Below are 25,956 nucleotides of genomic sequence, written 5' to 3'. Positions count from 1 at the left end.
AAATATGCTTTCCCATGTTGATTCTTTTGGATGGTTGGTGCGAAGAGCACTCATATACAAGAGGTGGCTTCCCGATGTGTGGGAAGCCACCTCCGTTGGTTAAAATGATGACTGCGCGTTGCTGCGTGTAGCCACATGTCTATTCCGTCACGGGCCGCACCGATGCGCCTAAACAGCGAAGGGGCGTGCTCAGCGGATGCGCGATTTGCCAATTAAAAGCAAAGTAGAAACCACCGCTCGCCGTGTTCGGAGCGGCCGACCAATAGGAGCCTACGGTGTTGGCACCAATGAGCGAACCGTCTTCGTAGTTTCGGTAGCCCGCAGCGGGGAAGAAGATGGTGGACGTATTGTTTGCGTCGGCAAAAAAGTTCCAACCATAGTTGACAACAAGGTTGATAGTAGCTTTTGAACCCTGTATGTTCATCTCTTCCGCCTTGGTGGAGTTCTTGCCCGTAGTGGTGAACCGCGTAAAGGCGTTGCTGGCGGGCAGATGGAAGCCTGCGGGACTGGGGTCGTAGATGGATTTCACCACGGGGAGGTCATTACCGACATTGTAGACATCCCACGTTGTGTTCTGCGTCGACCAGAGATTGAAGTAAGCAAAACCTGCAGGGGCGCCAAAGCCATGAGGATACCAATCCACACCGGTTCCACGAATGTAGAAGTTGCCGGGATGCTGGATGGTGTTGGTGAGAGAGATCTGCTCGCCCGCATTCTTGTTGAACAGGTGGTCGGCAGGATAAAGCGTGGGTTCCACGGCTTTCCCTGTTTTCAAATCACCTTTCAATCCACCGGGGAAAGCATCTTTACGACCAAACTGATAGTAAGTGGAACTGCCTTCTCGTGCAATGCCGGAGGCTTGCGTGATGATGATGTCGCCCTGCTGATTGGAAATCTGCTGGCGGATATGCACTTTCACGCGACGGGGCTGCTGATTGTCAGAACCTCTCCAAGCGGTATATTTCCAGCCGAGGGGTTCGGTGCTGAATTTATAAGTATGGGATTTGCTGTAGTTGACCACAGGAATGGAATCGAGCACGTTGTCGGGAGCAAACCACAGGTGCCAAGACCACACGATGGTACCATTCTTGGTGACGGCTACCACGGCGTTACCGTTTTTGATGTCGGCGGCCTTCACCTCGAACTTCAGATAGGTTTCACTGCCGTTGCGCTCGATGGCGTTGGCATCGAGGTGTACCAAGTCCTTCTCGTCTTCCCAAACAATCCTTGCACCGTCGATGCCGCTGTTGGCACCGCCGTTGGTCTTCTCGATCCAAGCGTTGGTGATGTCGGCACCGGCATGGTCTTTAAACTTATGCAGAATGACATCGGTATTATTATACTTTACAACGGTAGAAGGACCGGTGTAGGACGCGGTGTTCTCCGTGCCGTTGGTGATGGCATTGCCGTAAACCAAGGGAAGCTTATAGAAGCCTGGGTGAGAGATGACATAGCAGTTAGCCGTGTTGCGCGGCGTGACGGCACCTTTGATGTTGTGCGTGGAGAGGTCGTAGTAGGCAGAGCTACTGCCCTTGGCACCCTCTTTGAGTTTGTCGTTGCGCGCTTTGAGCAAGTCTTTTACGACGACCTTCTTCACCGCTCCCTGACCTTGGTCGGCTGCCACATAGTCTTCGGCTTGCGTGCGGACGTTGCTAATCCCGTCAAACCATTCGGGCTTATTCATGCCCTTGTCCTCCCAAGTGCCGGTGGTATAGTTATACTCCTCGTAGCCCACAATCTGCCAAGGCACGGCCTGCTTCACGCCGGGAGCGGAGGCGTCTGTGCGGAAGCTCTCCACGGTATAGGTGCCGCCGTCGGTACTGTTGTAGGCGGCCGTAGTGGTGGGACTTGTCACTGTAAAACTGTAGTTCCAGTTGCTGGCGGCATTGTTTAGTTTATAGGTGCGAGTGGTGGCCGGCTGCCAAGCATCGCTCAAGGGAATGTCAATCGCGGGGGCATCGGCTTCGCTGAACTCAACGTGAACGGTGACGCCCTCCAACGATTGCGGAATCATGTAGAACGTGTAGTTATCGCCGTCTTTGCCCACGATCACCTGATTGGGTAGGCTGTTGGTGCTCACAGGGGTTTCGGGCGTGAGCGTGAAGGTGGTCTTCGAACTGGCGTCCACCTCCCAGCGCAGGCCTTTGCCGTTGGCGTTGTCGGTGAGATGGAGCCGACCTTTGTTGCATACGTTGCGCAGCTCTACCTTGGTGATGTGCTTGTTCCACGAGAGATTCTCTCCCACGGCAAACTTCACGGCCGTGAGAGCGTGGTAGAACTCAAGGCGAGCCTTGGGAGCCGTACCGCGTGTTTCATATTTCACCTCGCCCGAGCTGGCCACCATTAGGTCTACTTGGTCGGCAATGCTCGGTTTCACCTCGAAGTCCACATAGGGTGTGCCGCTATGCGTGGCGGGCGAGAGGGCGATGCTGTTGGCCGTCGTAGCCTCGGGGAAGACGGCATAGAAGCGGGCGTAAGGCTCCGCCCACGACCATAGCAGCGGCGTGACGAGGGCACCGGCGGCATCGGTGGGCGCACTGTGGAACCACTCGGGGCGCTCTACCTTAAAACCGGCCGTCGCGCCGCGATAGCCCAGCGAACTGAACCGCGCATCGATGGCGGTCTTCACGTTGGCGCGTGTGCCGGGCTGGGGCAGCACGGCGTTGATGCCCTCGGTAGTAGTTTGGATGAGGCAGGTGTTGGGCAGCCCCGACACATCGATGCGACGCGTGGCCAGGTCTTCACCCGACAGGCCTTGCGCCTGCTGGCGGGCGATGGCGGCAGCCTTCGTGGCAGGATCGTTCAGCATCTCTGCCTGTGCGACGCTTACCTCGAAGCTGACGTTCACGCCCGGGTCGCCCGTCTGTTGGTCATTGTCGTCGGAGCAAGAGCCGATGGACAGGCATGCGATGCCCGCCAGCATAGCAGCGAAGCATCTACGAAGAATGTTCTTTGTTCTCATGTTTTTTGAATGGATAAAGTTTAAAATAATGTTTTATTCTCTGATATTCAATCGGGCTGTACCCGAAACGATTTATTCGCCCGTTGGTTCATCAACACGTTTGTCCGAAGGGTACTCCTCTCTATCTGCATTCCCCACGATGTCGTCGTCGTTTTTCTTCGAGTGCGTCATCACCTGCTCCTTGTAGCGTTTGATGTTCTCGTTGAGGAACTTGATGAGCGGCACGAAATCCTTGTCGGTGCCCACCACGACGACGGCGTTGATCAGCCGCACGGCGTTCAGATAAGCCTCGTCGGAGACTTTGCGCGCCTTGCGCAGCGCACCGACTACCTGCTTCGACTGTTCTTCGGTGCGGTTGAGGAGCAGGTCGTTCACCGCCTCGTTGGCCTGCTCCAGCGCATCGACGTAGGCGCTCAAACCGAGGAGCGTAACCTGCGCGGAGTACTTCATGTGCAGGTCGTCTACGAGGTTCATGATGCGCGAGGTTTCGCGTTCGAGCTGCATGTCGGGATCGATGTTGTAGTCTTTCAGGTGCTGCCACAGTTCGGTGGCGGCATGTGCCATGCTTGCCGTGGGCATGCGCAGGAAGCCTTTCACGGTTGAGCGATAGCCGCGCAGGAGCGAGTCGCGCTCCTTATCCTTGGCGGCGAGCTGGGCGGTGAAGGGGCTCTTCTTCGAGAGCATGAGATACTTGTCTTCCTCGGCTACGGCGACTTTGAGCGCGACCACGGCGGTTTTCACATTCGGAATGGCCTTAACGGCCTCCGTGCCTTCCATCGTTTCTTCCACGTCTTTCATGTAAATGAAGTGCGCGTCGTTGGTGAAAGCAGGCAGATTGATGCTGCCAATCTGGAGTACATTGTTTTCTTTTGCCATAATTTTTATTGTTTTAAGTGTAAGATTTTTCTTCTAATTCGTCTTGACGTTTGCTGAAGTTCAGCAAGTTTGTTTTTTTTAACAGTGGCGTTTGCTGAGGTTCAGCAAATCTCTCGTCGGTTGTCGTGGCGTTTGCTGAGGTTCAGCAAATCTCTCGTCAGTTGTCGTGGCGTTTGCTGAGGTTCAGCAAATCTCTCGTCGGTTGTCGTGGCGACCATTTGCATTTTGTCAATTACCCGTTGATGCTCGGAGCATCCCTCATTGGTGGATGCCCCGAGAAAATCATAGTGTTTGGGTTATTGTACGACAATCTTCCGTCCGTTCACGATGTAGATGCCGGCGGGCTGACCCTCGAGCGAGGTGCCGATGTAGCGACCTTGCAGGTCGTAGTAGCGCACGGTGCCGTCGCGGTCGGTGGTCTTGATATGGTTGATGCCCGTCGCCCCGCCATTGGTCTTCATCCAGCGCAGGATGGGATAGTCGTTGTCGACGTGTGCCCAGACGTTCTTCATATCCCATCCGAGCGTCGTAGCATAGTGTGCGTTGGACTTGGCCGTGGCTTCGGTTACCTGCTGGCCGTTCTCGTCATTTGGATTGGTGTAGCTCTTGGTGGAGGGGGAGCTGGGAGAATCGTAGCGGGTGGTCGCCAGCGTGTAATTAGACTCCAAGGTGCAATCTCTTCCGGAAGTTTGAAGTAATGGATGAGTTAAGTTTCGTACGCTAAAGATATGGTCTGCTGCCACCATATTATGAGACAGTTGGGTGGGGACGGCGGTTGCATCTATCAACCCCAAGATACCGGAAGCGTGGAGCTGCTCGTTGTCCACCGTACCTCTGAAGAGGCAGCGTGCGAGAGTCAGTCCGGTACTGGTGCCCACCAGTCCACCGGCCTGATGTTCGTCCGATACGATTTTGGCCTTGGCCAGACAATCGGAAATGACAGTAGTTGCTTTCGATTCGCCGACGAAAGCAGCCACATGGTCATGGCCTCTTACGGAAGATTCCATCACGGCACACCGGCTGATCTCGGTGCTGACGGCAGTGCCCACGATGACACTCGTATTATTGAAAGGTCCGCTGAGCTTTACATTGGCATCACGGAACCCGAGGTCATAGATTTTGGCATTCTCCGTGCGGCTGAGGAAAGCCATGTTGTCGCGAGAGCCATGGAGGGTCATGTTCTGAATCCAGTGTCCGTTGCCATTGATTTCTCCACTGAAGGAGGAAGTGCCTTGGGGAATATTGATGCCGTTGAAATCACTCCCTTTCAGGTCGATGTTTGCCATCAGTTTGGCTTTGACGGCATGCTGACCGTTCTCAATCATCTTGCCCCATAGTTTCAGCTGTAGGGCTGTACTCAGCTCATAAACTCCCTCGGCATTGAGGGGCATAGCGGCGGGGTCGATCTGACCGCAGACGGTGCAGATGCCATCCACATAGTTGTGGGTGTGAGCCGCAATGGTCTTCAGTGCCAGTTCGCTCATCTGAAAATACTCGTTACCTACGCTTTGGGTAACGGTGAAGCGATAATACTGGTAAGTCGCTTCCGAGGAGGTTACGGGGAAGAAATAGGGATAGTAGTTCTTGTCCTGCATCACATTGTCGTCCGTCTTGCTGTCGATAGTCGTCCACGTCTGCTGGTCGTTGGAACCTTCCACCGTCCAGTCCTTGGGATTGCGTCCGCGATATGAGCGGTTGTCATTACCAGTCGTGAACTGGTAGCCTGTGAGCTGGCATGCCGACGTGGCTTTCACCACTACTGTCTGGGGAGTCTTTCCCTCCCATTTCTCTCCAGTGTCACCATCCATTGCCTTGGCATTGCCCGACTCCAAAGTCATGCCGAAAGCAGCCGGCAGCAGTGCAAATTCGGAAATCTGAAAAAGACGATTTTTCAGATCGTAAGAACGAGATGAGTTCCTCTTAATCCAGAGCTTAAAGTACTTGTACTTCTGCTTGCTGTTGCAATACACCGTGTATTCGGTGAAGTTCTTGTCTTCAATGAGGTTATCTTCCTTCTGGTGGTAAATAACGTCCCACTGGGTCTTGTCATTACTTCCGAAGATGGTATACTCCCCGGGAACGCGGCCACGGTCGTCAGTGTTGTCATTCGCCGTAGTCATCTTGAAGCCTTGGAGGTAAGTGGCCTCGCTGGCTTCCAACATCAGATAGCACTTATCCACCTCTTTGTTGGCTCCCTTGCACCATTTGGTGTTGAGATTTCTATCGAAGGCTTTCGCCGAGCCTTCTGCGTCGGTCCAGTCCGAACCTTCGATAGCGGTGAACGTGACTTGACACATCGCACTGATGCTGACTGCTAACAGTGCCATCAGAGTAAATAATCTTTTTTTCATTGTAATCATTGAATTAAAATTTATAATACTGATATATCATTTTCTTTGCCAAAGGGTGTGCTACACGCTTGATAAAGAGTGTAGCACACTGTCATGACCGGTTTGAGTTGGTTCATCATGTAGGTGATATGAGATTTATTTCTTTATCACTTTCTTCCCACCTACGATATAGATGCCGCGGGGCAGATGGTCGAGCGAGGTGCCGAGGTAGCGGCCTTGCAGGTCGTAAACAGGGGCATTCATATCGGCATTGTCGTCCGTCACGCCGTCGATACCGGTGACGACGTTCACGGTTACACCGACCGTGATGTCTCCGTTAATGGCGGTTGTCTCCGAGAATCCGTTTTCAAAGGCGAGCGTATAGCTTTTCTGTGCGTCATAGTCGGCGCCGAGGAGTTCCTTTGCCGTGGGCAACGTCACGTGGCCACCTTTGTTGGTATAGCGCGTGGCTTTCACTTTGCCGTTATAGGCGAAGCTCACTTGATATACCCGCTTCGTCGCATCGTCAGTGAGCAGCGGCTCGTTGTCCTTGCCGATGTTTTGCCCCCACATCCTGTCGGCGCGCCTGTCCTGAAGCAGATAGGCCACCTCGCCGCTCTTCAGTTGGTCGGCGGTTACCTGCGTGCCCTGCTTCTCGCCGCAGGCGTTGAGGTAGTAGCAGCGGTTGAGGGTGGCGTTCTTGGCGAAGGTGTTGCCGCTGATGGCGTTGTTCTCGCCAATATAGAGGCAGCTGTTCAGCGTGCAGGTGCCGTTTTGGGAATATACAAACCCGCTCATTCCTTTCTTGCCATTGTTCATCGTGGCTGTGATTTTGCCTTTGACGATGCAGTCGGTGATGGTAACATTGGCACTGCTGCCTATATAGGAAATCATGCCTGCCGCGGCGCATCCATCGCCGGTATAGCTGCTCTTGATGTCCACATTGCTGACGCAGCCCGTGATGGTGGTTTTGCCATACGCTTCAGTAATCAATCCTGATAAATAGTGAGTGCTCGAATGAATCTCTCCTTCGGTACGCAGGTTTCGGATGATGGCGCCGCTCACTTTCTTGAAGGGGGCTATGTAGGAGTCTGAGCCGACATACCAGATGAACTTCAACGTATGGTTCTGTCCGTCGAACGTGCCGGCGTAATCATTGCCCACCATCGCGATGTCTCTTCCGAGGTCGACGTCGGCTTCAAGACGGGCGTTGAGATTAGTCATGCCCTTGTCGTTGACGAGTTTGCAGAACAATTTCCACTCGTTGGCGTCCTTGATGAGCATCCTGCCGCTATCATCACGACGCACCACAATGAAAGTGTGCGAGAAAGAAGCGGGCTCGTAGAAATCGTTCTGTTCCTGCCTGACGGTGATGGTCGCCTCGCCTGTCGTACTGCCGGGCTTAAGCATGCCGTTATCGTAGCTGAGAACACTGGAATTGCTACTGGTAATGCTGAACTGCGGATTGTCCCATCGGAATTCTTTGTCGCTTAGCGTGCTTGTCTGGAGTAGGCTGCGGAAGTCGTAGGAACTGGAAAGCATGTCGGGTAGGTCTTCGGCGGTGAAGGTTACCTTGTCGCGAAGCACGTGAACCTTCGTGCTGCACTCCCCTCCGGAAAACCATTCATCTGGGGGGAAAGTGGCGGTGAGAACTACCGTTCCCGGGTGCTTGACTTTTACTATCCCGCCATTGTTGACCGTCGCAACATACTCGTTGTCCACCTTGTACTTGGCCAGGCCTGTGTACCCGTTGGGGCGGTCGCATCCGGGTCCAATCCCATAACCCACAGTGTACGTGGTATACTCCTCCTGTTGATACTTCACATGGAGTTCATTGACGACCCCCACAATGATATCGCGCACCTTGAACTGGTCCCAATTGGCATTGTTGTGGGTTCTGATCTCGACGCTTTGTGCACTGGCATCATACTGCTGGACGACGATGTTGTTGTCATCGTCATTGAGTTCCTGCTGGTTGCCTCCTTTTATTTTAGAATTCGAGATGGCATTTTTCTCAAAGTAATAGTTATAGCCCGATGTCACCCGGTTGATGCGCTTGATGCCATCTTTGTTGCTATACCGCAGTCCTCCCTCTGTATCACGCAGGATAATCCAGCGGATTCTATAGCCGTCGATAGCCTTTACGGTGATGCTGGAACCCTTTGCCAACTCGTAGATGGCACCGCTACCCGTTCCGCTGGTGGTGTGGCAATTACTGAACGTAATTTTCACAAACTGGCTGTTGAGTGTCGTTACTTTCTGCTTTTTGCCTAAGTTGCGTGAGCGGAAAATCTCATACCGAGTGCAGCCAAAATTTGTTGCCCATGCCGGCGCCGCCAGCACGAGGACGAAGAAGAAGAGGCCGAGCCTCTGAATGATGTTTGTTGTCTTCATATAAATTGGAATTAAAAATTAGATATTCTTTTGGTTATTTGGGGGAAGGTGTAGTAACTGCGTTTTCTGGAAGACTTCCTTGTATATTTCTGTCCGTTCCCGATTACGTCGTACGAGAAGGTTGATCGTATCTTGGGAAAGGGAATCCAAAAGATGCTTGTGCGCTAAACCATCGAACGGTTCTTCAAACGGACGGAGATAATACAGTTTTTCCTTTCGTGTGGAGATTTCGGTGAACTTTTCATCCATATCGACTGAAAAGCCGATGGTTATTTCTCCGGTTTTATTTCTTAAGATATATACCCAACAGTTCTTTTTCATCTTTGCTGCTCGTTGATTCTGTTGCAAAATTATTCCACGAAGACCAGCAGGATGTTTCATATTTGAAAAAACTTGTATCATATTTGTAATTCGCAAGGAACTAACGAATTATATACGCGAGTTAGGGATAAGAGAATCTCATCCAATAGCCTTTTTGGGGCTTACGGTTTGGATAACCTTATCGCGAACTCGCGTAATTATGTAGTCAAACAGAATTGAATTTGGAAAACTATAGGTGCATCACAAACAAAATGGCCTCACGTGGAGGGAAAGGAGGGTGCGAAGGCTGCTTTTCGGCGAGGGTGGTAGTGGAGTGCCGCGCTTCGAGAACGCGGAGAACGTTGCCTTAAATCCACTTCATGCAGCTGTTATTGCTGGGAATGAAAATCTTCGTTCCCTCATGGCGTAGTGTTGCGTTCGGCTATCCATGTCTGTTGCTGTCTCCGCGTTCTCCTTTCCCTCCGCATGAAGATTTATTAATGTCCCATTATACACATGTTGCATCCTCTTAAAGAGCATTTTCCAAAAGCATTTTTGACTGACTATAAATGTCCGGAACACCTATGCTTTCTCATTGGCTGAATCCTTTTGCGTTTTCTTTTTTTCTTTGGAAACGGCTTTGTATTCTGAAGGCGACATCCCGAAGAAAGTCCGGAAACAACGGTTAAATGTGGCTCGGGAATTGAATCCTGACCTATATTCCACCTCGTTGATGTTCAAGTCGGGATTGTTGGTGAGCAGCGAAGCCGCGTGCCGCAGCCGGTAGCCGTTGATAAATTCGTTGATTGTGGCTCCATCGGCATACTTGCGCACGGCATTGGTGATATAGACGGCATTTGTTCCAATCCGCTTTGAGAGAATGTCACGGTTCAACTCCGTGTCTTTATAGATTTTCTCATGCTGCATCAGCTCGCACAACCGGCGGTAGATTTTTCCTTCACGGTCGAGCTCTTCCTCGGGAACGAGCCTTGCCGCGGTCTCCATGTCGCTTTCCGCCTTGCGGTATAATAGAATGGAGTCGTACAAAGCCCTGTTTTTGCGGCGCAAGCGGCGGGTGTAGATGATGTAAAGTACGACGGTGGCAAGCAGCAATGCCACGATGATGAGTGAGAGATAGAGCCGTGTTGTGATGACCTCGTTCCGGAGTGTGAGCTTGTCAACCTCGAAGATGGTGCGCAGTTCGTCGAGCTGCTTGGCAAGTTCGGTGTTGCGCAGTTTGTCTTTATGTGGGATGACGAGTCTGTACAATTCTGCAGCTTCCTTGTATCGCCCGGCCTGCGTGTAGAGGTCGGCTTGCTGCATCTGCACGGTGAGCAAGCTGACGGAGTCGCCGGCGGCAGTCATGATGTCCATGTTCTCGTTGTTGCAGGCAATGGCCCGGTCGTACTGTTTTGTAGCTGCATAGTAGCGGGCTTTCACTTGCAGAAGCTTGAATCGGGCGACGGCTTTGCGTCCCTTGGCATATTTATCGGCGAGCTGCAGCAATTCCTTGGCGCGGTCGTAATGGCCTGTTTCCAATTCAGCGACGGCAGTTGCCAGCGTGCAGTAGAGATAGCGTCCGTTGAGCGAGGGTGTGTAGCCTTTTCGCAGGGCTTCGTTCTTGTATTTGTCGATGACCGCTTTCCATTCCGCGCATTTCTTCCTGAGCTTTTCATATTTCCGCAGTCCGTCGAGCGTTTCGCCCAAGACGTTGTAGGCGGAGAGCAATTGTGAGATTTCATCAACCTTGGAAAGGGCGGCAATGCTCTCCTCGATGGTCTTCTCGGCTTCGCGGAAGCGTCCCATTGTCTGATAGATGCATGCCATGCCGTAGGTGGAAGTGCCTAATCCATAGTTGCTCTTTCTTTTTCGCGCGTCGGCATACATCTTTTGCGCTTCAAACAATGCTGTCTGCACCTTGTCTTCGTAGAGATAACTCTCAATCAGCACGTTCCACGCATTGTAGTAATAATCCCATGTGCCGTTCTTTTTCATAGCATTGAGGACTTCGGGCAAATAGTAGCTAATGCTGTCGGTCATCTCGTAGTTGTAATAGCAATACAACTGGGTGACGCGCGCCTGGGCTTCCGCCTCCTTGTCTTTTTGACGTAAGGATTCGGCAAGATATTCACGGATGCAGCGTAATTCATAACCCATATTATCTTCGGAAGCTGCCAACCGGCAAAGATGATGGTAGGCCTGCAAAAGCTTTTCTCCTTTGAGGTGCTTCATCTCTTTGCGGATGGAGTCTGCCGGAGTGGCAGCATACATTTCTCCTGCGGAGAGTGTAATGACAAACAGTAATGTGATAAAATGTTTCATTTCCGGTATATATTCAGTTTTTACAGTTTCATAGACATAACAGGTTTCTTGTCCTTCCTCCCTAAAGTCTATCGTTGTAGCAACTACTGCTCTGTTTGAGCTGTTTTCCACCTCTGCCGGTGCCAGCAGTATCAGGACGAAGAGGCAGGTGCTGAGCTTGATCCTCTGAATGATGTCTATTGTTTTTCATTTGCTATAATTTCATTCTCTTTATGAATAACTCTTTTCGCTCATTATGAATTAAAAATATTTCTATGTTCTTTTTTCACATTCCTGCCGGTTGAATTTCACATAACCGGATGGTGCTCTTCCGAGCAATTCCACAAGAAAAATCTGTGCAAGCGCAACAAAAGATGATGCAAAATAATATAAAACAAATTATTAAATGAAGGATTTATGACAGAAAGACCGTTTTGAAAGCATCTTGGCCCCCTAAAAGCCCTAACATTACCCTAAAAACCCCTAATAAATAGTTAGGAAATACAAAAATAAAGACGTAACTTTGCCCCACTATTTTAATATAAACGGCAACCCATGTTCCTTCATGCGCCCTTGGAAAAAGTAAAAAACTTTTTGAATTCAAGAAGCAAGACCACCGTAGAACGTCATCAGATCATCGTCTATCTGCTCCACTCTTCCATCGTCGTTATCGTCATTGCCATGCAGCTCATGGGATTAGGCGGTTCGCAGGAAGCGGTACCGCAGGCGATGAGCGTCGTCCATCTGACAGCCTGCCTCACGGCGCTGTCGCTCTTCTTCACCCGACGGGTGTCCGCGCCCATGGCTCTTTCAATGGTAGCCCTCGTGTCGCAGGCCACCATCGTGTGCCGCTTCGTCTATTTCTCTCACGTGCGTCCCGAGCATTTCCTCCAACTCATCATTCTCAACCAGATGGTGTCGCTCATGGCGGTGGTACTGCTCGTGATGTGCTTCGTGAGATATACGCCGTTCGTCATCGCCGCCATCAGTTTGGTTGCATATGGAAGCGTTACCGCTTACCTCAAAGAACCGGCTCTGTGGAAGATTTTTGGTTTCTTTCTTGGCGTGGAGTTCCTCCTCTGCGTACTGGGCGAACTGCTGCGCCGCAACGTTTATCACGTGCAGACGGAGAATACTCACCTACACCACCGCGAAACGGCACTCATGCACGCCGTCAGACTCAACGAGGGAGAGATAGAGGCCTATCTGCGCATGTGCAGCAACGATCGGCCATCGCCCGAGGACACCGACCGCCTGTTCGCCATGCTCAAACCGACATCGCAACGCAACCTCATCAACGCCGTGCGCCTGCATCTGCGAAGTCATCTTATGGACGACTGCGACCTCGCACACTGCTTCCCCACGCTCACCAAGTCGGAAGTGGACGTGTGCAACCTCATCCTGCAAGGCAAGAAGCGGAGCGAGATATGCCGGATACTCGACAAGACGGAGAAGAACGTCGACGTGGTGCGCACCCATGTGCGCAAGAAACTCAATGTGCCCACAGACCAAGACTTGCATAAATTCCTCTTCAATTTATTGATAGAAAAAGAATATTTGAACAAGGGGGAAAGGAAATAAATAAGTCTCTCCGACGGAAACGTTCATATTTATTTATAACATGCCATTATCCGCTTTCCACACAAGTGCAGTGTAAAAGCTATCCTTTCAACCCGTTAAAGCTATGCTTTCACGCTCTCAAAGCTATCTTTCGACGGTCTAAAAGGATAGCTTTTACAAATTCGTTTTTATCTTACTGCAAATCAGTTGCTTACAGATATTATATCACACACAGGCATATCCATTTCACCACCATCGTTCCTTGGGACTTTACCTTCGTACTTCCCACGATGATACGATAAGGGGATGAAGTACAGGACAAGTTTTAAAAGAGTGTGACAGACTACAGGCAGGGGGAACAACCCTATTAACTGTGTACAAAAAATGAAAAGCCTCGAAGAGGCGACAGACGAGAGACACGACCAAGAAACTTGTGTGGAGAAAATTTGCTTGTACCGATATTAATGCGTATTTTTGCATTGTTCAAATCCGACGAACCGACCATATGCAATATTCCATCAAAGCTCCGCGAGAGCTGGATGCCACCATCGACCTACCCGCCTCTAAGAGTATCAGCAACAGAGTGCTCATTATTCACGCACTTTCGGAAGGTTCGATACCTCCATCCAACCTCTCCCGTTGCGATGATACCGAAGTAATGGTGGCTGCTTTGCGGGATATGCCGCCGGAAATAGACATCAAGGCAGCCGGCACGGCTATGCGGTTTATGACGGCTTACTTAGCTGTTACGCGAGGAGAACACGTGATAACAGGCACCGAACGCATGTGTCATCGCCCTATCAAGGTGCTGGTGGATGCATTGCGCTATATGGGTGCCGACATAGAATATATGGGGGAAGAGGGCTATCCCCCTCTCCGCATCCGAGGAAAGCAGCTGGAAGGCGGACTGCTGTCTATCTCCGGCCATGTGAGTTCGCAGTATATCTCGGCATTATTGATGATTGGTGCCGTGTTGGAAGGCGGACTGCAATTGCAACTGACGGGAGAAATCGTCTCCCGACCTTACATAGACCTCACGCTCTGCACCATGAGGGAATACGGGGCAAAGGTGGACTGGACAGACAAGGATACCATCTCCATACAGCCCCAAAGCTACGTTTCGCGTCCCTATCTCATAGAAAACGACTGGAGCGCAGCCTCCTATTGGTATGAAATCATGGCGCTTTCGGGGGTTCGTGAGGCATCTGTGCGCATGACGGGACTCAGAGACGGTTCGCGACAAGGCGACTCCGTGGTGCGTTATCTTTTCAGTTTGCTCGGCGTAAAGTCGGCTTTCGCTTCAAAAGAGCCAGACAAGGACACCACCGTAACACTGTCGAACCATCTCAATGCCTTGCCCCGCATGGATTACGACTTTATCAATCAACCCGACCTCACGCAGACATTGGCTGTCAGTTGCTGCCTGCGCGGCATCCCGTTCCACTTCACCGGTCTGGGAAACCTAAGAATCAAAGAGACCGACCGCATAGAGGCATTGCAGACAGAACTACGCAAATTGGGATTCGTAGTAAAGGAGACAAATGGCAACGAACTGATTTGGGATGGCGAACGCTGTGAAACGATGCCCTGTCCGGTGATAGATACATACGAAGACCACCGCATGGCGATGGCTTTTGCACCTGCTTCTTTCCTCGTGCCCGGCCTCCGCATCAACGACCCTGCTGTGGTAACGAAATCTTATCCGCACTTTTGGGACGATTTGAAGCTGGCCGGATTTGAGATAACAGAACAATAAGCCGATGACGATACTGCTCCTTTCGCTGCTTGCCTTGGGCGTTTTTGCCGCCATATTGGGCATTTTTGCCCGCCATAGAGAGGACGAACCGGAGGTCGTAGGGTCAGATGCGCCCTCATGTGCTACGTGCAACGGCCATGACGAACGATGCGAACAGACGTGTCTGTTAGAAGCGGCAGTGAAAGACATTGAGTATTACGAAGATGAGGAACTCGACGCTTTTCAAGGTCGCCCCTCAGACAGCTATACAGAAAAAGAGGTAGAGGCCTTTGAGGAAGTGCTGCATACGATGCGTCAGGAAGAAGTGGCGGGATGGAACAGAAGCCTCATCCTGCGCGGCATCAACCTGCCGGATGCGTTGAAAGACGAAGTGATGATGCTGATAGAGAACGAATAGGAAATGGAGATACTGCAATATACATTCTTTCAAAACGCACTCATCGGGTCGTTGCTGGCCAGCATCCTCTGCGGCTTTGTGGGTACTTACATCGTTACAAGGCGTCTTGTCTTCATCAGCGGAGGCATTACGCATGCCTCGTTTGGCGGTATCGGATTAGGCGTTTACTTCGGTATTTCGCCCCTATGGTCGGCCATGCTTTTCTCCATCGCTTCGGCTTTCGGCGTGCAATGGATGTCGAAAAGGGGCGACGTGAGGGAAGATTCGGCCATCGCCCTTTTCTGGACGTTCGGCATGAGCATCGGTATCATCTGTTGCTTCCTCTCCCCTAACTTCATGCCCGACCTGCCTTCGTTTCTCTTTGGCAGCATTCTGACCATTGGAAACAGTGATTTATGGCTGTTGGGGGTGCTCGTTTTTTTCGTTGCGGCTCTGTTTATCTTGTTTTTCAGGCCAATTCTCAGCGTGGCGTTCGATGCCGATTTCGCCCGTTCTCAAGGCCTTCCGGTAGCTTGGATAGAATATATCATGATGGCCATCATTGCCATGACGATTGTCTCTACACTGCGAATGGTGGGCATTGTCTTAGCCATCAGCCTGCTAACGATACCCCAAATGACGGCCAACCTGTTTACTTGCAGGTTTGGAACCATGATAACGGGTAGCATTCTCATAGGCTGGACAGACTGTCTCTTAGGTCTCGCCCTCTCATACCGGCTCAACGTACCGTCGGGAGCTGCCATTATCTTTGTTTCTATCGTGCTTTACACCTTGCTGAAAACGGCTAAGGTGATGCACATAAAGCGGCAAATGCGTGAAAACCTCTAAACTGCAACACATCGCCCTCTGTGCCGCAGCCGCCTGCTGGCTGACTTTCTGCACGGGTTGCTCTACACAGCGCAACACGGCAAGGACACGTTGGTGGAAGTCGTTCAATACCCGTTACAACGTATATTACAACGGGGCGACGGCTTATATCGACGGTTCGCTCGAGAGAGAGAACGCCCATAAAGACAACTTTACCGAATTGCTGCCTCTTTATCCCGTAGCGGTCAAAGGGAGCAAAGAGTTGGGCAAGGCGCATTTCGACAAGGCAATAGAAAAGAGTCAAAAAGCCATCAGACTGTATAGCATACGGAAAAGGCCGGAATGGACAAAGAATCGGCGGAAGACAGATAAGGATATAGAGTGGCTGGGCAGACGTGAGTACAATCCGTTCCTATGGAAAGCGTGGTTGCTCATGGGGCGTTCGCAGTTTCATGAGGGAGCCTTTGAAGAAGCAGCTGCCACTTTTTCATATATGAGCAGGCTCTATCGCACGCAGCCCGCTATCTATGGAAAGGCCAGGGCATGGTTAGCCAAGAGTTATATAGAGCAAGGCTGGCTGTATGATGCGGAAGATGTGATACGCAATATGCAACGCGATTCACTCGATTGGCGAGCTGTGAAGGAATGGGATTACACCTACGCCGATTATTATATCCACACCGGAGCCTATGAAAAGGCGATACCTTATTTAAGAAAGGTTATCAGCCACGAGATGAGACGCAAACAGCGGGCACGCCAATGGTATTTGATGGGACAGTTGCAGGCAAAACTCGGCCATGCAGAGTTAGCGCGTCAGGCGTTCAAGAGTGTGCTCCGACAGCATCCACCCTACGAATTGGAGTTCAACGCACGCATCGCCATGAGCGAAGTAACGGCAGGGCGAGGAACGAAACAGATGGTATCGCAGCTCCGTCGCATGGCCGCTTCGGACAAAAACAAGGATTACCTCGACCAAGTTTACTATGCTATCGGCAACATCTACTTAGCGGCTAAAGATACAACGCATGCCATGGCTGCTTACGAAAAGGGTAACGAAAAGGCCACCCGCAACGGAATAGAGAAAGGAGTGTTGCTTTTAAAGTTGGGAAACCTGTATTGGGAGAAAGAGAAATTTGCCGATGCACGCCGCTGCTATGGGACGGCCATAGGACTGCTGGATAAAGACCGACCCGACTATACACAGCTTTCAGACCGTTCGCACATGCTCGACGAGCTGGTGCCACATACCGATGCGGTGCATCTGCAAGACTCTTTGCAGGCATTGGTCAAGCTACCGGAAAACGAACGCAATGCAGCCATAGACCGAGTGATTGCCGCACTGAAGAAGAAAGAGCGTGAAGAACGCGACAAACAGGCGGAAACGGAGGGACAACGACAGCAGAACAGAAACGATGCGGGACACGTCGAGATGCCGAATCCCACACCGCTGATGCTCGGAAACAAACCGGCTGTGTGGTACTTCTATAATCCGTTGGCCGTCAGTCAAGGAAAGGCGACGTTTGAAAAACAATGGGGCAAACGCGAAAACGTGGACAATTGGCGGCGTATGAACAAGACTTCCATCAGGTTGTCGGGTACCGACCCAGGTGCCACCGGCATGCTTTCAGATGCAGAAAGGCAGGAGGAACTGCGGCAAGATTCGCTTCGTCAACTGACCGACTCTGCCAAGAACGACCCGCACAAACGGGAGTATTATATAGAAAGGTTGCCTTTCACCCCCGAACAACTGAGTGCGAGCAACGAAATCTTGCAGGACGGACTGTTTCATGCAGGTGTGATTTTCAAAGACAAGATAGACCTTCCCGCATTAGCAGAGAAGTATCTGTTGCGTCTCATTCATGATTTCCCGAAATACAGACTTATCGACGAAACTTATTACCATCTGTATCTGTTGTACGCCCGCTTAGGAAAAACATCTGTGGCAGAAAGCTACGTAGACAGACTTCGCAAGGAATATCCGGACAGTAAGTGGACAGCGGTGCTCACCGACCCTTACTTCAAGGAGAATGCAAGATTCGGCGTGCAGATGGAAGACTCCCTCTATGCGGCCGCCTACGATGCCTTCAAAGCGGGGAAATATGCCGAAGTACGCGGCAATGCACATGTTTCAGCCACACGGTTCCCCACGGGTGCCAACCGCGACAAGTTTCTTTTCATCGGCGCACTGTGTCAATTAAACGAGGGGAATGCCGCCGGTTGCCTCGCAGATATGAAACAACTGCTGGCCGACTACCCGCAGAGCAGCGTGGCCGCAATAGCCGGTATGATTGTGAAAGGAGTGGATGCGGGGCGCAGACTTCACGGTGCACACTTCGATATGGCAGACGTATGGGACAGACGCTCAGCGATAGCAAGTCCGACGGATAGTGTCGAGGCGAAGACTTTTACCCCCGAACGAGATACCCGCTTCGTTTTCATGTGGGTATATCGTCCCGATACGGTGAACGGAAATCAGCTGTTGTTTGAGCTGGCACGGTTTAACTTCACCAACTTCCTCGTGCGCAACTTCGACATAGGTATCGAAGAAACCGACGGTCTGCAACGCATGAAGGTACAAGGATTCAGAAACTACGACGAGGCCTTGCAGTATGCGCGTCAGCTGCTGCATAATGCCACCCTCGCGAAGCTCGCATCAAAAGCGAAACCGGTTATCATCAGCGAGGAGAATCTGCCGTTGTTGGGCGAGCGATTCAGCTACAAGGACTACGATGAGTACTACGCCCGACATTTTGCTTCGTTGAAAGTAAGCAAGCTGCAATTGCTCACGGAACCGGAAGAAGTGGAGACCCGACACGTCGAAGACAATGCGCCCGCTTCGCAACAATCGGCCGACAATAAGACCGACGACGACATCTACACCCTGCCTGCCACAGAAACGGCCGGAGGAGAAGATGGCGACAATATCGTCGTTTCCGAACAACAACCCGCACAAGCCACAAGTCAGGAGAGCGGGGTCGTTATCCCCATAGATTCAATCGCAACGCCTGCAACGGTCAAAAAGCCTGCCGTGCCCCAACCGAAGATTCCCGCAGTGCAGGTGAAACCAGTATCGGCATCACCCGCAAAGAAAACAAAGACCACGCCGACAGCTACGCCCAAACCTGCCGTTAAGCCCAAGAAAGAAGATACGGGCATCGATTTCGACGACGGATTCGGTACAGAGGGCAACGCTTTCCCCTCGCCGGCATCGACCAAAACGAAAGAGAAAAGCAAGAAAACAGAAGATGAATATTACGATTTAGACGGTTTTTAATGATGAGCAACGGACTTTTACTCTGGGTAGACGACGAGATAGAGCATCTCCGCGCCCACATTCTCTTCCTCGAAAAGAAAGGATACGACGTGATAACGGTCAGCAACGGCACCGATGCCATTGAGCAATGCCGCCGGCAGACGTTCGACCTCGTGCTCTTAGACGAGATGATGCCCGGTCTGACCGGCCTCGAAACACTACAGCGCATCAAGGAGATTGCACCGTCTACACCCGTCGTGATGGTGACAAAGAGCGAAGAAGAAGACATCATGAACCAAGCCATCGGCGCTAAGATTGCCGACTATCTCATCAAACCGGTGAATCCCAATCAGATTCTTCTCACCCTGAAAAAGAACATTCACAGCAGGGAAATCGTGACAGAGGTTACCCAAAGCGGCTATCAACAGAGCTTCGGAGACATCGCCATGCAAATCATGAACTGCCGAAACCATACCGATTGGATGAACGTGTACCGGCGGCTCGTGCATTGGGAACTTGAACTGAGCGACATGGACAGCAGCATGTCGGAAATGCTCCGCATGCAGAAAGAAGAAGCCAACATCGGCTTCGCCAAATACATCCGAAGCCAATACCTCGAATGGATGTCCCCGCAACAGACAGCAAAGACAGCTTCCACCACCTCGGCCGATACCTCCGCATCCACCGATAGACCGCTCATGAGCCCCGACATCTTCAAAAAGAAAGTGTTTCCGCTGCTCGACAAGGGCGAACGCGTGTTCCTCATCGTAATCGACAACTTCCGCTACGACCAATGGCGCATGCTCGCCAAGGAGACGGGCGACCTCTTCGAGATAGACGAAGACATGTACATGAGCATCCTTCCCACAGCCACCCAATACGCCCGAAACGCCATCTTCAGCGGACTGATGCCGCTGCAAATCGCACAGATGTTTCCCGACCTGTGGGTAGATGAAGACGAAGACGAGGGAAAGAACCTCAATGAAGCACCACTCATACAAACGCAAATCGAGCGATACCGACGCAAACACACCTTCAGCTACCACAAGATAAACGATTCGGCAGGGGCAGAGAAGCTGATGCAACAGTTCCGACAGTTGGAACAAAACGAACTGAATGTCGTGGTGTTCAACTTCATCGACATGCTCTCCCATGCCCGCACAGAGTCCAAGATGGTGCGCGAGCTCGCCTCAGACGAGGCCGCCTATCGCAGTCTTACGCAGAGCTGGTTCCGCCATTCGGTACTCGCCGACCTCTTTAAAACCCTCGCCCACACCGACTACAAAGTGGTAGTAACCACAGACCACGGCAGCATCCGCGCACAAAAGCCGATAAAAATCATAGGCGACCGCAACACCAACACCAACCTGCGCTATAAGCTCGGCAAAAACCTTGGCTGCAACGCCAAGGAAATCATCACTTTCAAAGAGCCCCACAAGGCCGGACTGCCCGCACCCAACATCAGCACAAGCTACGTATTCGCCACCGGCGACACCTTCTTCGCCTATCCCAACAACTACAATTACTACGTGTCCTACTACAAAGACACGTTCCAACACGGCGGCGTATCCATGGAAGAAATGCTCGTGCCACTCGTCACCCTCACGCCCCGCAAAAGACCCTAACGGAAAAACAAAACCCACATGAAGATTATCATCAACGATGTAAACCGCATCCACGAAGCCGCCCGCCGGTTTGTCGACCACATGGACAACCGCAAAGTATTTGCTTTCTACGGCACGATGGGCGCCGGCAAAACCACATTTATCAAGGCCGTATGCGAAACTCTCGGCGTGGAAGACGTCATCACCTCGCCCACCTTCGCCATCGTCAACGAATATCGAACGAAAGCAACCCAACAGCCCATCTACCACTTCGACTTCTATCGCATCAAAAAGTTAGAGGAAGTCTACGACATGGGCTACGAAGATTATTTCTACAGCGGCGCCCTCTGTTTCCTCGAGTGGCCGGAGTTGGTCGACGACATCCTGCCGGCAGATGCCGTAAAAGTGAGCATCGCAGAGCAGGCAGACGGCACGCGCATGCTCGAATACTGAGCCCTTTTCGCAGGGCAGATTGAGTGGCCGCACGTTCTCTTTTTGTCGTGTTGAAAGGAGGTGTTGTTACTTCTTAGCATCTGGCGGGGCTCCCGCCGATACTTTTCTTAACATTTTACCTGCAGCGGGGCTTCCGCTAATACATTTTTTAACCCTTACGGTTCAGCGGGGTTCCCGCAGACACTTCCTTTAACATTCTGCCTTCAGCGGGGCTCCCGCTAATACATTTTTTAACCCTTACGGTTCAGCGGGGTTCCCGCAGACACTTTCTTTGCCATTTTACTCTCGGCGGGCAGCCCGCCGCCCCCACCCCCTTCGGTTTCCTCGTTTCGGGGGTGCAGCTCGGGGGATTATTCTTTGCAAAATCGGACATTTCTCACATGCTCACAAAATATTTTATGGGGAACAACGTTGATAAAAGAAAACGAAAAAGATGAAGATAAGGATACTCCATCTGCTGCTGTGGGGCACACTGCTGCCAACGGCATCGCACTCGCAGGAGAGAGAACGCATGGTCGACAAGATAAGTCGAGGATTAGAATACGAGATTCAGCTGCAGGGCACAGGCTCACACGGGAAAACCCCTTTGTGGCTGAATGCCAATCGCCATGGCCTGTCGTCGATAGAGACGGCCAACGGTTATCTGCGGGCATCCATAGAACGCCCGTTGCGCGTGGATTCGGCCAGAAAATGGGGCATCAGCTACGGTGCAGACGTAGTGCTTCCCTACCATTTCACGAGTAAAGTCATCGTGCAACAAGCCTTTGCCGAAGGCCGATGGTGGCACGGAACACTCACCGCAGGCAGCAAGGAATACCCGATGGAATTGAAAAACAATACGCTCAGCAGCGGTGCCCAGACCTTGGGTATCAATGCCCGTCCCGTGCCCCAGATACGCCTCGCCCTGCCCGAGTATTGGACTTTGCCCTTCGGAAAAGGCTGGTTACACCTCAAAGGCCACATCGCCTACGGCCGCATGACCGACGAGAATTGGCAGCATCAGTTTACGAACCGCACGGAGAAATATGCCGACAACGTGCTTTTCCACAGCAAGGCCGGCTATCTGAAGATTGGCAATGAGGAGGGATTCTTCCCCCTTTCGCTGGAAATGGGGCTCGAAATGGCCTCCACGTTCGGCGGAACTTCCCATCGCAAGCTATCCGACGGCACCATGCAGACCGTGAAAGGCGGCACCGGTCTGAAAGCACTTTGGAAAGCATTCTTCCCCGGCGGCGCCGATGCTCCCGAAAACGGTACAGCCTATATGAACGCGGAAGGCAATCAATTGGGGTCATGGGTAGCACGCCTCAACTACGATTCCGACGTATGGGTGCTGTCGTTTTATGCCGACAAGTTCTTTGAAGACCACTCCTCCATGCTGCAACTCGACTACGACGGCTACGGAGAAGGTGCAGAATGGATGGCGAAGAAGAAGCGTCGCTACGTGCTCTACGACTTCAAAGACATGATGCTCGGCACCGAACTCCGCTTCAAGTACGACCGCATGATACAAAACGTAGTGTTTGAATACATCTATACCAAATACCAAAGCGGCCCCATCTACCACGACCATACCATCACCCTACCCGACCATATCGGCGGTATCGACAACTTCTACAACCATTATCTCTATACCGGCTGGCAGCATTGGGGACAGGTGATGGGCAATCCGCTCTACCGTTCGCCTATCTACAACACCGATGGCAGCATCCGCGTGACAGACAATCGCTTCGTAGCACTCCACCTCGGAGTAAGCGGCACGCCGGTCGAACGACTGTATTATCGGTTGTTGGCCACCTATCAAGAAGGATGGGGAACCTATGCCGACCCGTACACAAAGAAGCATCACAACATGAGTCTGCTTGTGGAAGGACAATACCGGCTGCCCCACGGATGGAACGTGTCAGCCGCCTATGGAGCTGATTTCGGCAAGATACTCGGCCGAAACCACGGCATTCAAATCACTGTCACCAAACACGGACTGTTTTAAAACTACTGCAACATGAACAAACAACCCTTCTCATCTACATTTTTCAGCACAATCCTACTCGCCGTAGCATCCTTATCGATAACCTCTTGTTCGCTGGAACGCACCAGCCACGGCAACCTCTACGGCATGTGGCACTTGGAACATATCGACACCTTGGCCACAGGCGGCACATGTTCTCTTGCAAAACAACGCCTTTTTTGGTCGTTCCAAGGCCGTTTGCTCGACCTCTCCGACAAAGATAACAACCACCGGCATTGCCTCGCCCGCTTCCTTCATCAGGAAGACAGTCTCAAGCTCCACAGTCCGTACGAATACGACCGAGAACACGGCGACAAACCGCTGACAGCCCCCACGCTGCTCATTCCCTACGGCATCGGTTCCTTGCAAGAAGGTTTCCGCGTAGAGAGCCTCAGCAGTTCAAAGCTGATATTGCGCTCAAAACATCTGCAACTACGGCTGCGAAAGTTCTGATACCGCATTGTCAATCCATGCAAACGCTTCGCAACTCGTTCAGACTCCCCTCCGTCTGTTATCATTCTTTCACATTACCAACGTAGAAAAAGAAAGATTGTTTACATCGTCTCGTCTCAACAATCACCTATAATAATGACTACATTCATAACCTTTCAAACATAAAAAGGCGAATTCCCGTATTTTCCTACCTATAACAAGGTATTTTCAACTTTTATCTCCCATTTTCTTAGAAATATAGACCGCAAACGCAAAAACTCACGTTCTTTTACACGAAATTTCATTTTTTATACTTATCTTTACTCCGTAAAACACAAAAGCCGATGAAAATTCGTCAAATCATATCTATAAAAGATGCTTTCACGTACAGGCAAAAGGTAGCAATATTAGTGATTGCCGGTGTGGTTGTAGGATTGGGTGGTCTCTCTGCTTACCTGCTTCGTATGCACACGTATCTTGCCGACGACCCTTCGGCCTGTGTGAATTGTCACATCATGACACCATATTATAATACATGGGCACATTCTTCCCATGCTCGCAATGCCACATGTAATGACTGTCATGTTCCCCACCAAAACATCTTCATGAAATATTTCTTCAAAGGAAAAGACGGCATGAACCACGTAACAAAGTTCGTTACTCATGCCGAAAGGCAGACTATCCGTGCAGAAGAGGCAAGTGCCGAAGTCATCATGGATAACTGTATAAGATGTCATCAGCAACTGAACACCGAGTTTGTAAGAACCGGTCGCATCAATTATATGATGGCGCAACGCGGAGAAGGCAAGGCCTGCTGGGACTGCCACAGAGACGTTCCCCATAAGAAGATGAACTCGCTGTCGTCCACACCTGATGCCGCTTCGCAGACTCCCCTACCCGAATCACCCACGCCCCAGTGGCTTCAAAACATGATGAATCATAAATAAAGAACAAGAAAATACCGGAAATAAAGATGGAAAAGCATTTAAAACGTTGGCAAGGATGGCTGTTGTTCGGAGGTTCGATGGTCGTCGTATTCCTGTTAGGTCTCGTAGCGTCCTCCCTTTTGGAACGTCGCGCAGAGGTGGTAAGCATCTTCAACAACAGGAAAAACATGTTTAAAGAAGACATTGTTGCACAGAACGAGAAGTTTGCAGGCGACTTTCCACGCGAATACGAGACATGGAAAGCAACTGAAGACACCACTTTCGAGAGTGAGTTCAACGGCTCGCAGCATAAAGACGTTCTGGCGCAACGCCCCGAAATGGTCATTCTCTGGGGTGGATATTCCTTCGCTTGGGATTACAAGTCTCCGCGCGGACACCACCATGCCATAGAAGATATGCGCGAAATCCTGCGTACCGGAGCACCGGGCGTAACCCCTGGCGACGAGCCACAGCCCGGGACATGCTGGACTTGCAAAGGTCCCGATGTGCCGAGACTGATGAAAGAGAAGGGTGTAGCAAACTTCTACAAAGCAAAATGGAGCCAATGGGGACCTGAAGTCATGAATACCATCGGTTGCTCGGACTGCCATGATGCCCGCACAATGGACCTACGGCCGGCACGTCCCGCACTGTATGAAGCATGGAAACGCAGGGGATTGGATGTCAGCAAGGCCTCTCATCAGGAAATGCGCTCACTTGTCTGCGCACAATGCCACACGGAATATTACTTCAAAGGCGATGGGAAATATCTCACTTTCCCACAAGACAGTGGATTAACGGTTGAGAATATCGAGGCATATTACGACAAGACAGGCTATTATGACTATATTCACCAACTGAGCAAGGCACCCATTCTGAAAGCACAACACCCGGGTTATGAACTTTCAAAGATGGGTATTCATGGTCAAAGGGGCGTTTCCTGTGCCGATTGTCACATGCCTTATATCTCTGAAGGAGGAGTGAAATACTCCGACCATCATATCATGAGCCCGCTTGCCCATATCGACCGCACATGTCAGACCTGCCACCGAGAAGATGCCGAGACACTCCGACAGAACGTCTACGAACGTCAACGGAAGTGTAACGAGATACGTAATCGGGTAGAGAAAGAACTGTCCACCGCCCATATAGAAGCTAAATTTGCATGGGATAAGGGAGCCTCGGAAACAGAGATGAAACCCATCCTTTCGCTATTGCGCAAGAGTCAGTGGCGTTGGGACTTTGCTGTAGCCAGCCACGGCGCATCTTTCCATGCTCCTCAAGAGGTGATGCGCATTCTTGGCCACAGCCTCGACTATGCGCATCAAGCACGCCTTCGCCTCTCTAAAGTGCTGGCACATCACGGATTCTATGGAGATGTACCGATGCCCGACATCTCTACCAAAGAGAAAGCATGGGCTTACTTAGGCATTGATGGCAAGCAGAAGATGGCAGACAAAAAGAAATTCCTTCAAACGATAGTTCCCAAGTGGATACAGGAAGCCAAAAAGAAAGGCCGTTTTATCACGTTATAATTCAGTAAGAAATACCGGCATGTGGGGACAGCATACACACTGTTCCCGCATCTGTTTGTAAG

18 protein-coding genes are annotated in these 25,956 nt (G+C 51.3%); 11 read left to right on the top strand and 7 right to left on the bottom strand.

Annotation, left to right across the window (positions count from 1 at the left end; all coding sequences use genetic code 11):
* Window positions 1-139: 139 nt before the first annotated feature.
* The 7 genes from HMPREF0658_RS09100 to HMPREF0658_RS09075 all read right to left on the bottom strand — a co-directional run bounded on the left by HMPREF0658_RS09100 (window position 140) and on the right by HMPREF0658_RS09075 (window position 11,184).
* Window positions 140-2,962 carry a hypothetical protein gene (locus tag HMPREF0658_RS09100; RefSeq protein WP_006950358.1) on the bottom strand — a complete coding sequence of 941 codons (2,823 nt, stop codon included), beginning with the start codon at window positions 2,960-2,962 and terminating at the stop codon, window positions 140-142.
* Between the two features lie 72 nt (window positions 2,963-3,034).
* Complete coding sequence (locus tag HMPREF0658_RS09095) at window positions 3,035-3,838, bottom strand: DUF6261 family protein (protein ID WP_006950357.1); 804 nt, start codon at window positions 3,836-3,838, stop codon at window positions 3,035-3,037.
* Between the two features lie 101 nt (window positions 3,839-3,939).
* Window positions 3,940-4,062 carry a hypothetical protein gene (locus HMPREF0658_RS11930; RefSeq protein WP_006950356.1) on the bottom strand — a complete coding sequence of 41 codons (123 nt, stop codon included), beginning with the start codon at window positions 4,060-4,062 and terminating at the stop codon, window positions 3,940-3,942.
* Window positions 4,063-4,134: 72 nt separating this feature from the next.
* The gene (locus HMPREF0658_RS09090; RefSeq protein ID WP_238305658.1) at window positions 4,135-6,189 is read right to left on the bottom strand and encodes a discoidin domain-containing protein; all 2,055 of its coding nucleotides are present in this window, start codon (window positions 6,187-6,189) and stop codon (window positions 4,135-4,137) included.
* A gap of 135 nt (window positions 6,190-6,324) precedes the next feature.
* On the bottom strand, window positions 6,325-8,562 hold the full coding sequence (locus HMPREF0658_RS09085) for a hypothetical protein (protein ID WP_006950354.1): 2,238 nt from the start codon (window positions 8,560-8,562) through the stop codon (window positions 6,325-6,327).
* 18 nt (window positions 8,563-8,580) lie between these two features.
* Window positions 8,581-8,964: a hypothetical protein gene (locus tag HMPREF0658_RS09080; RefSeq protein ID WP_006950353.1), complete on the bottom strand. Its 384-nt coding sequence runs from the start codon at window positions 8,962-8,964 to the stop codon at window positions 8,581-8,583.
* A 480-nt stretch (window positions 8,965-9,444) separates the two neighbouring features.
* Window positions 9,445-11,184 (bottom strand): helix-turn-helix domain-containing protein, encoded by a 1,740-nt coding sequence (locus HMPREF0658_RS09075; protein WP_024991043.1) that lies wholly within the window; start codon window positions 11,182-11,184, stop codon window positions 9,445-9,447.
* A 534-nt stretch (window positions 11,185-11,718) separates the two neighbouring features.
* On the opposite strand from HMPREF0658_RS09075, the gene HMPREF0658_RS09070 reads away from it, so the two are divergent.
* The 11 genes from HMPREF0658_RS09070 to nrfA all read left to right on the top strand — a co-directional run bounded on the left by HMPREF0658_RS09070 (window position 11,719) and on the right by nrfA (window position 25,894).
* Window positions 11,719-12,744 carry a helix-turn-helix transcriptional regulator gene (locus HMPREF0658_RS09070; protein ID WP_006950350.1) on the top strand — a complete coding sequence of 342 codons (1,026 nt, stop codon included), beginning with the start codon at window positions 11,719-11,721 and terminating at the stop codon, window positions 12,742-12,744.
* A 484-nt stretch (window positions 12,745-13,228) separates the two neighbouring features.
* Entirely contained in the window at window positions 13,229-14,479 is a 1,251-nt protein-coding gene (locus HMPREF0658_RS09065; protein ID WP_006950349.1) for a 3-phosphoshikimate 1-carboxyvinyltransferase, read from the top strand.
* Window positions 14,480-14,483: 4 nt separating this feature from the next.
* A complete protein-coding gene (locus HMPREF0658_RS09060; RefSeq protein ID WP_006950348.1) occupies window positions 14,484-14,876 on the top strand; it encodes a hypothetical protein in 393 nt (130 codons plus the stop codon).
* A 3-nt stretch (window positions 14,877-14,879) separates the two neighbouring features.
* A complete protein-coding gene (locus HMPREF0658_RS09055; RefSeq protein WP_006950347.1) occupies window positions 14,880-15,704 on the top strand; it encodes a metal ABC transporter permease in 825 nt (274 codons plus the stop codon).
* Window positions 15,691-18,957, top strand: a complete 3,267-nt coding sequence (gene porW / locus HMPREF0658_RS09050) for a type IX secretion system periplasmic lipoprotein PorW/SprE (protein WP_006950346.1) — start codon at window positions 15,691-15,693, stop codon at window positions 18,955-18,957. The genes HMPREF0658_RS09055 and porW overlap by 14 nt, the downstream gene beginning before the upstream one ends.
* 2 nt (window positions 18,958-18,959) lie before the next feature.
* The gene (gene porX, locus HMPREF0658_RS09045; protein WP_040557869.1) at window positions 18,960-20,561 is read left to right on the top strand and encodes a T9SS response regulator signal transducer PorX; all 1,602 of its coding nucleotides are present in this window, start codon (window positions 18,960-18,962) and stop codon (window positions 20,559-20,561) included.
* A gap of 18 nt (window positions 20,562-20,579) precedes the next feature.
* Window positions 20,580-20,993: a tRNA (adenosine(37)-N6)-threonylcarbamoyltransferase complex ATPase subunit type 1 TsaE gene (gene tsaE / locus HMPREF0658_RS09040; RefSeq protein ID WP_006950344.1), complete on the top strand. Its 414-nt coding sequence runs from the start codon at window positions 20,580-20,582 to the stop codon at window positions 20,991-20,993.
* 433 nt (window positions 20,994-21,426) lie between these two features.
* Window positions 21,427-22,983, top strand: a complete 1,557-nt coding sequence (locus HMPREF0658_RS09035; protein ID WP_006950343.1) for a capsule assembly Wzi family protein — start codon at window positions 21,427-21,429, stop codon at window positions 22,981-22,983.
* Window positions 22,984-22,995: 12 nt separating this feature from the next.
* A complete protein-coding gene (locus HMPREF0658_RS09030; protein ID WP_024991042.1) occupies window positions 22,996-23,454 on the top strand; it encodes a lipocalin-like domain-containing protein in 459 nt (152 codons plus the stop codon).
* A gap of 323 nt (window positions 23,455-23,777) precedes the next feature.
* Window positions 23,778-24,380 (top strand): cytochrome c nitrite reductase small subunit, encoded by a 603-nt coding sequence (nrfH, locus tag HMPREF0658_RS09025; RefSeq protein ID WP_006950341.1) that lies wholly within the window; start codon window positions 23,778-23,780, stop codon window positions 24,378-24,380.
* A 26-nt stretch (window positions 24,381-24,406) separates the two neighbouring features.
* Window positions 24,407-25,894 carry an ammonia-forming cytochrome c nitrite reductase gene (nrfA, locus tag HMPREF0658_RS09020; protein WP_006950340.1) on the top strand — a complete coding sequence of 496 codons (1,488 nt, stop codon included), beginning with the start codon at window positions 24,407-24,409 and terminating at the stop codon, window positions 25,892-25,894.
* Window positions 25,895-25,956: the final 62 nt, after the last annotated feature.

Source organism: Hoylesella marshii DSM 16973 = JCM 13450, from assembly GCF_000146675.1.
GTDB lineage: Bacteria > Bacteroidota > Bacteroidia > Bacteroidales > Bacteroidaceae > Prevotella > Prevotella marshii.
Note: the sequence above shows the minus strand (reverse complement) of the source record. Positions and strands in the feature narration are given on the sequence as shown.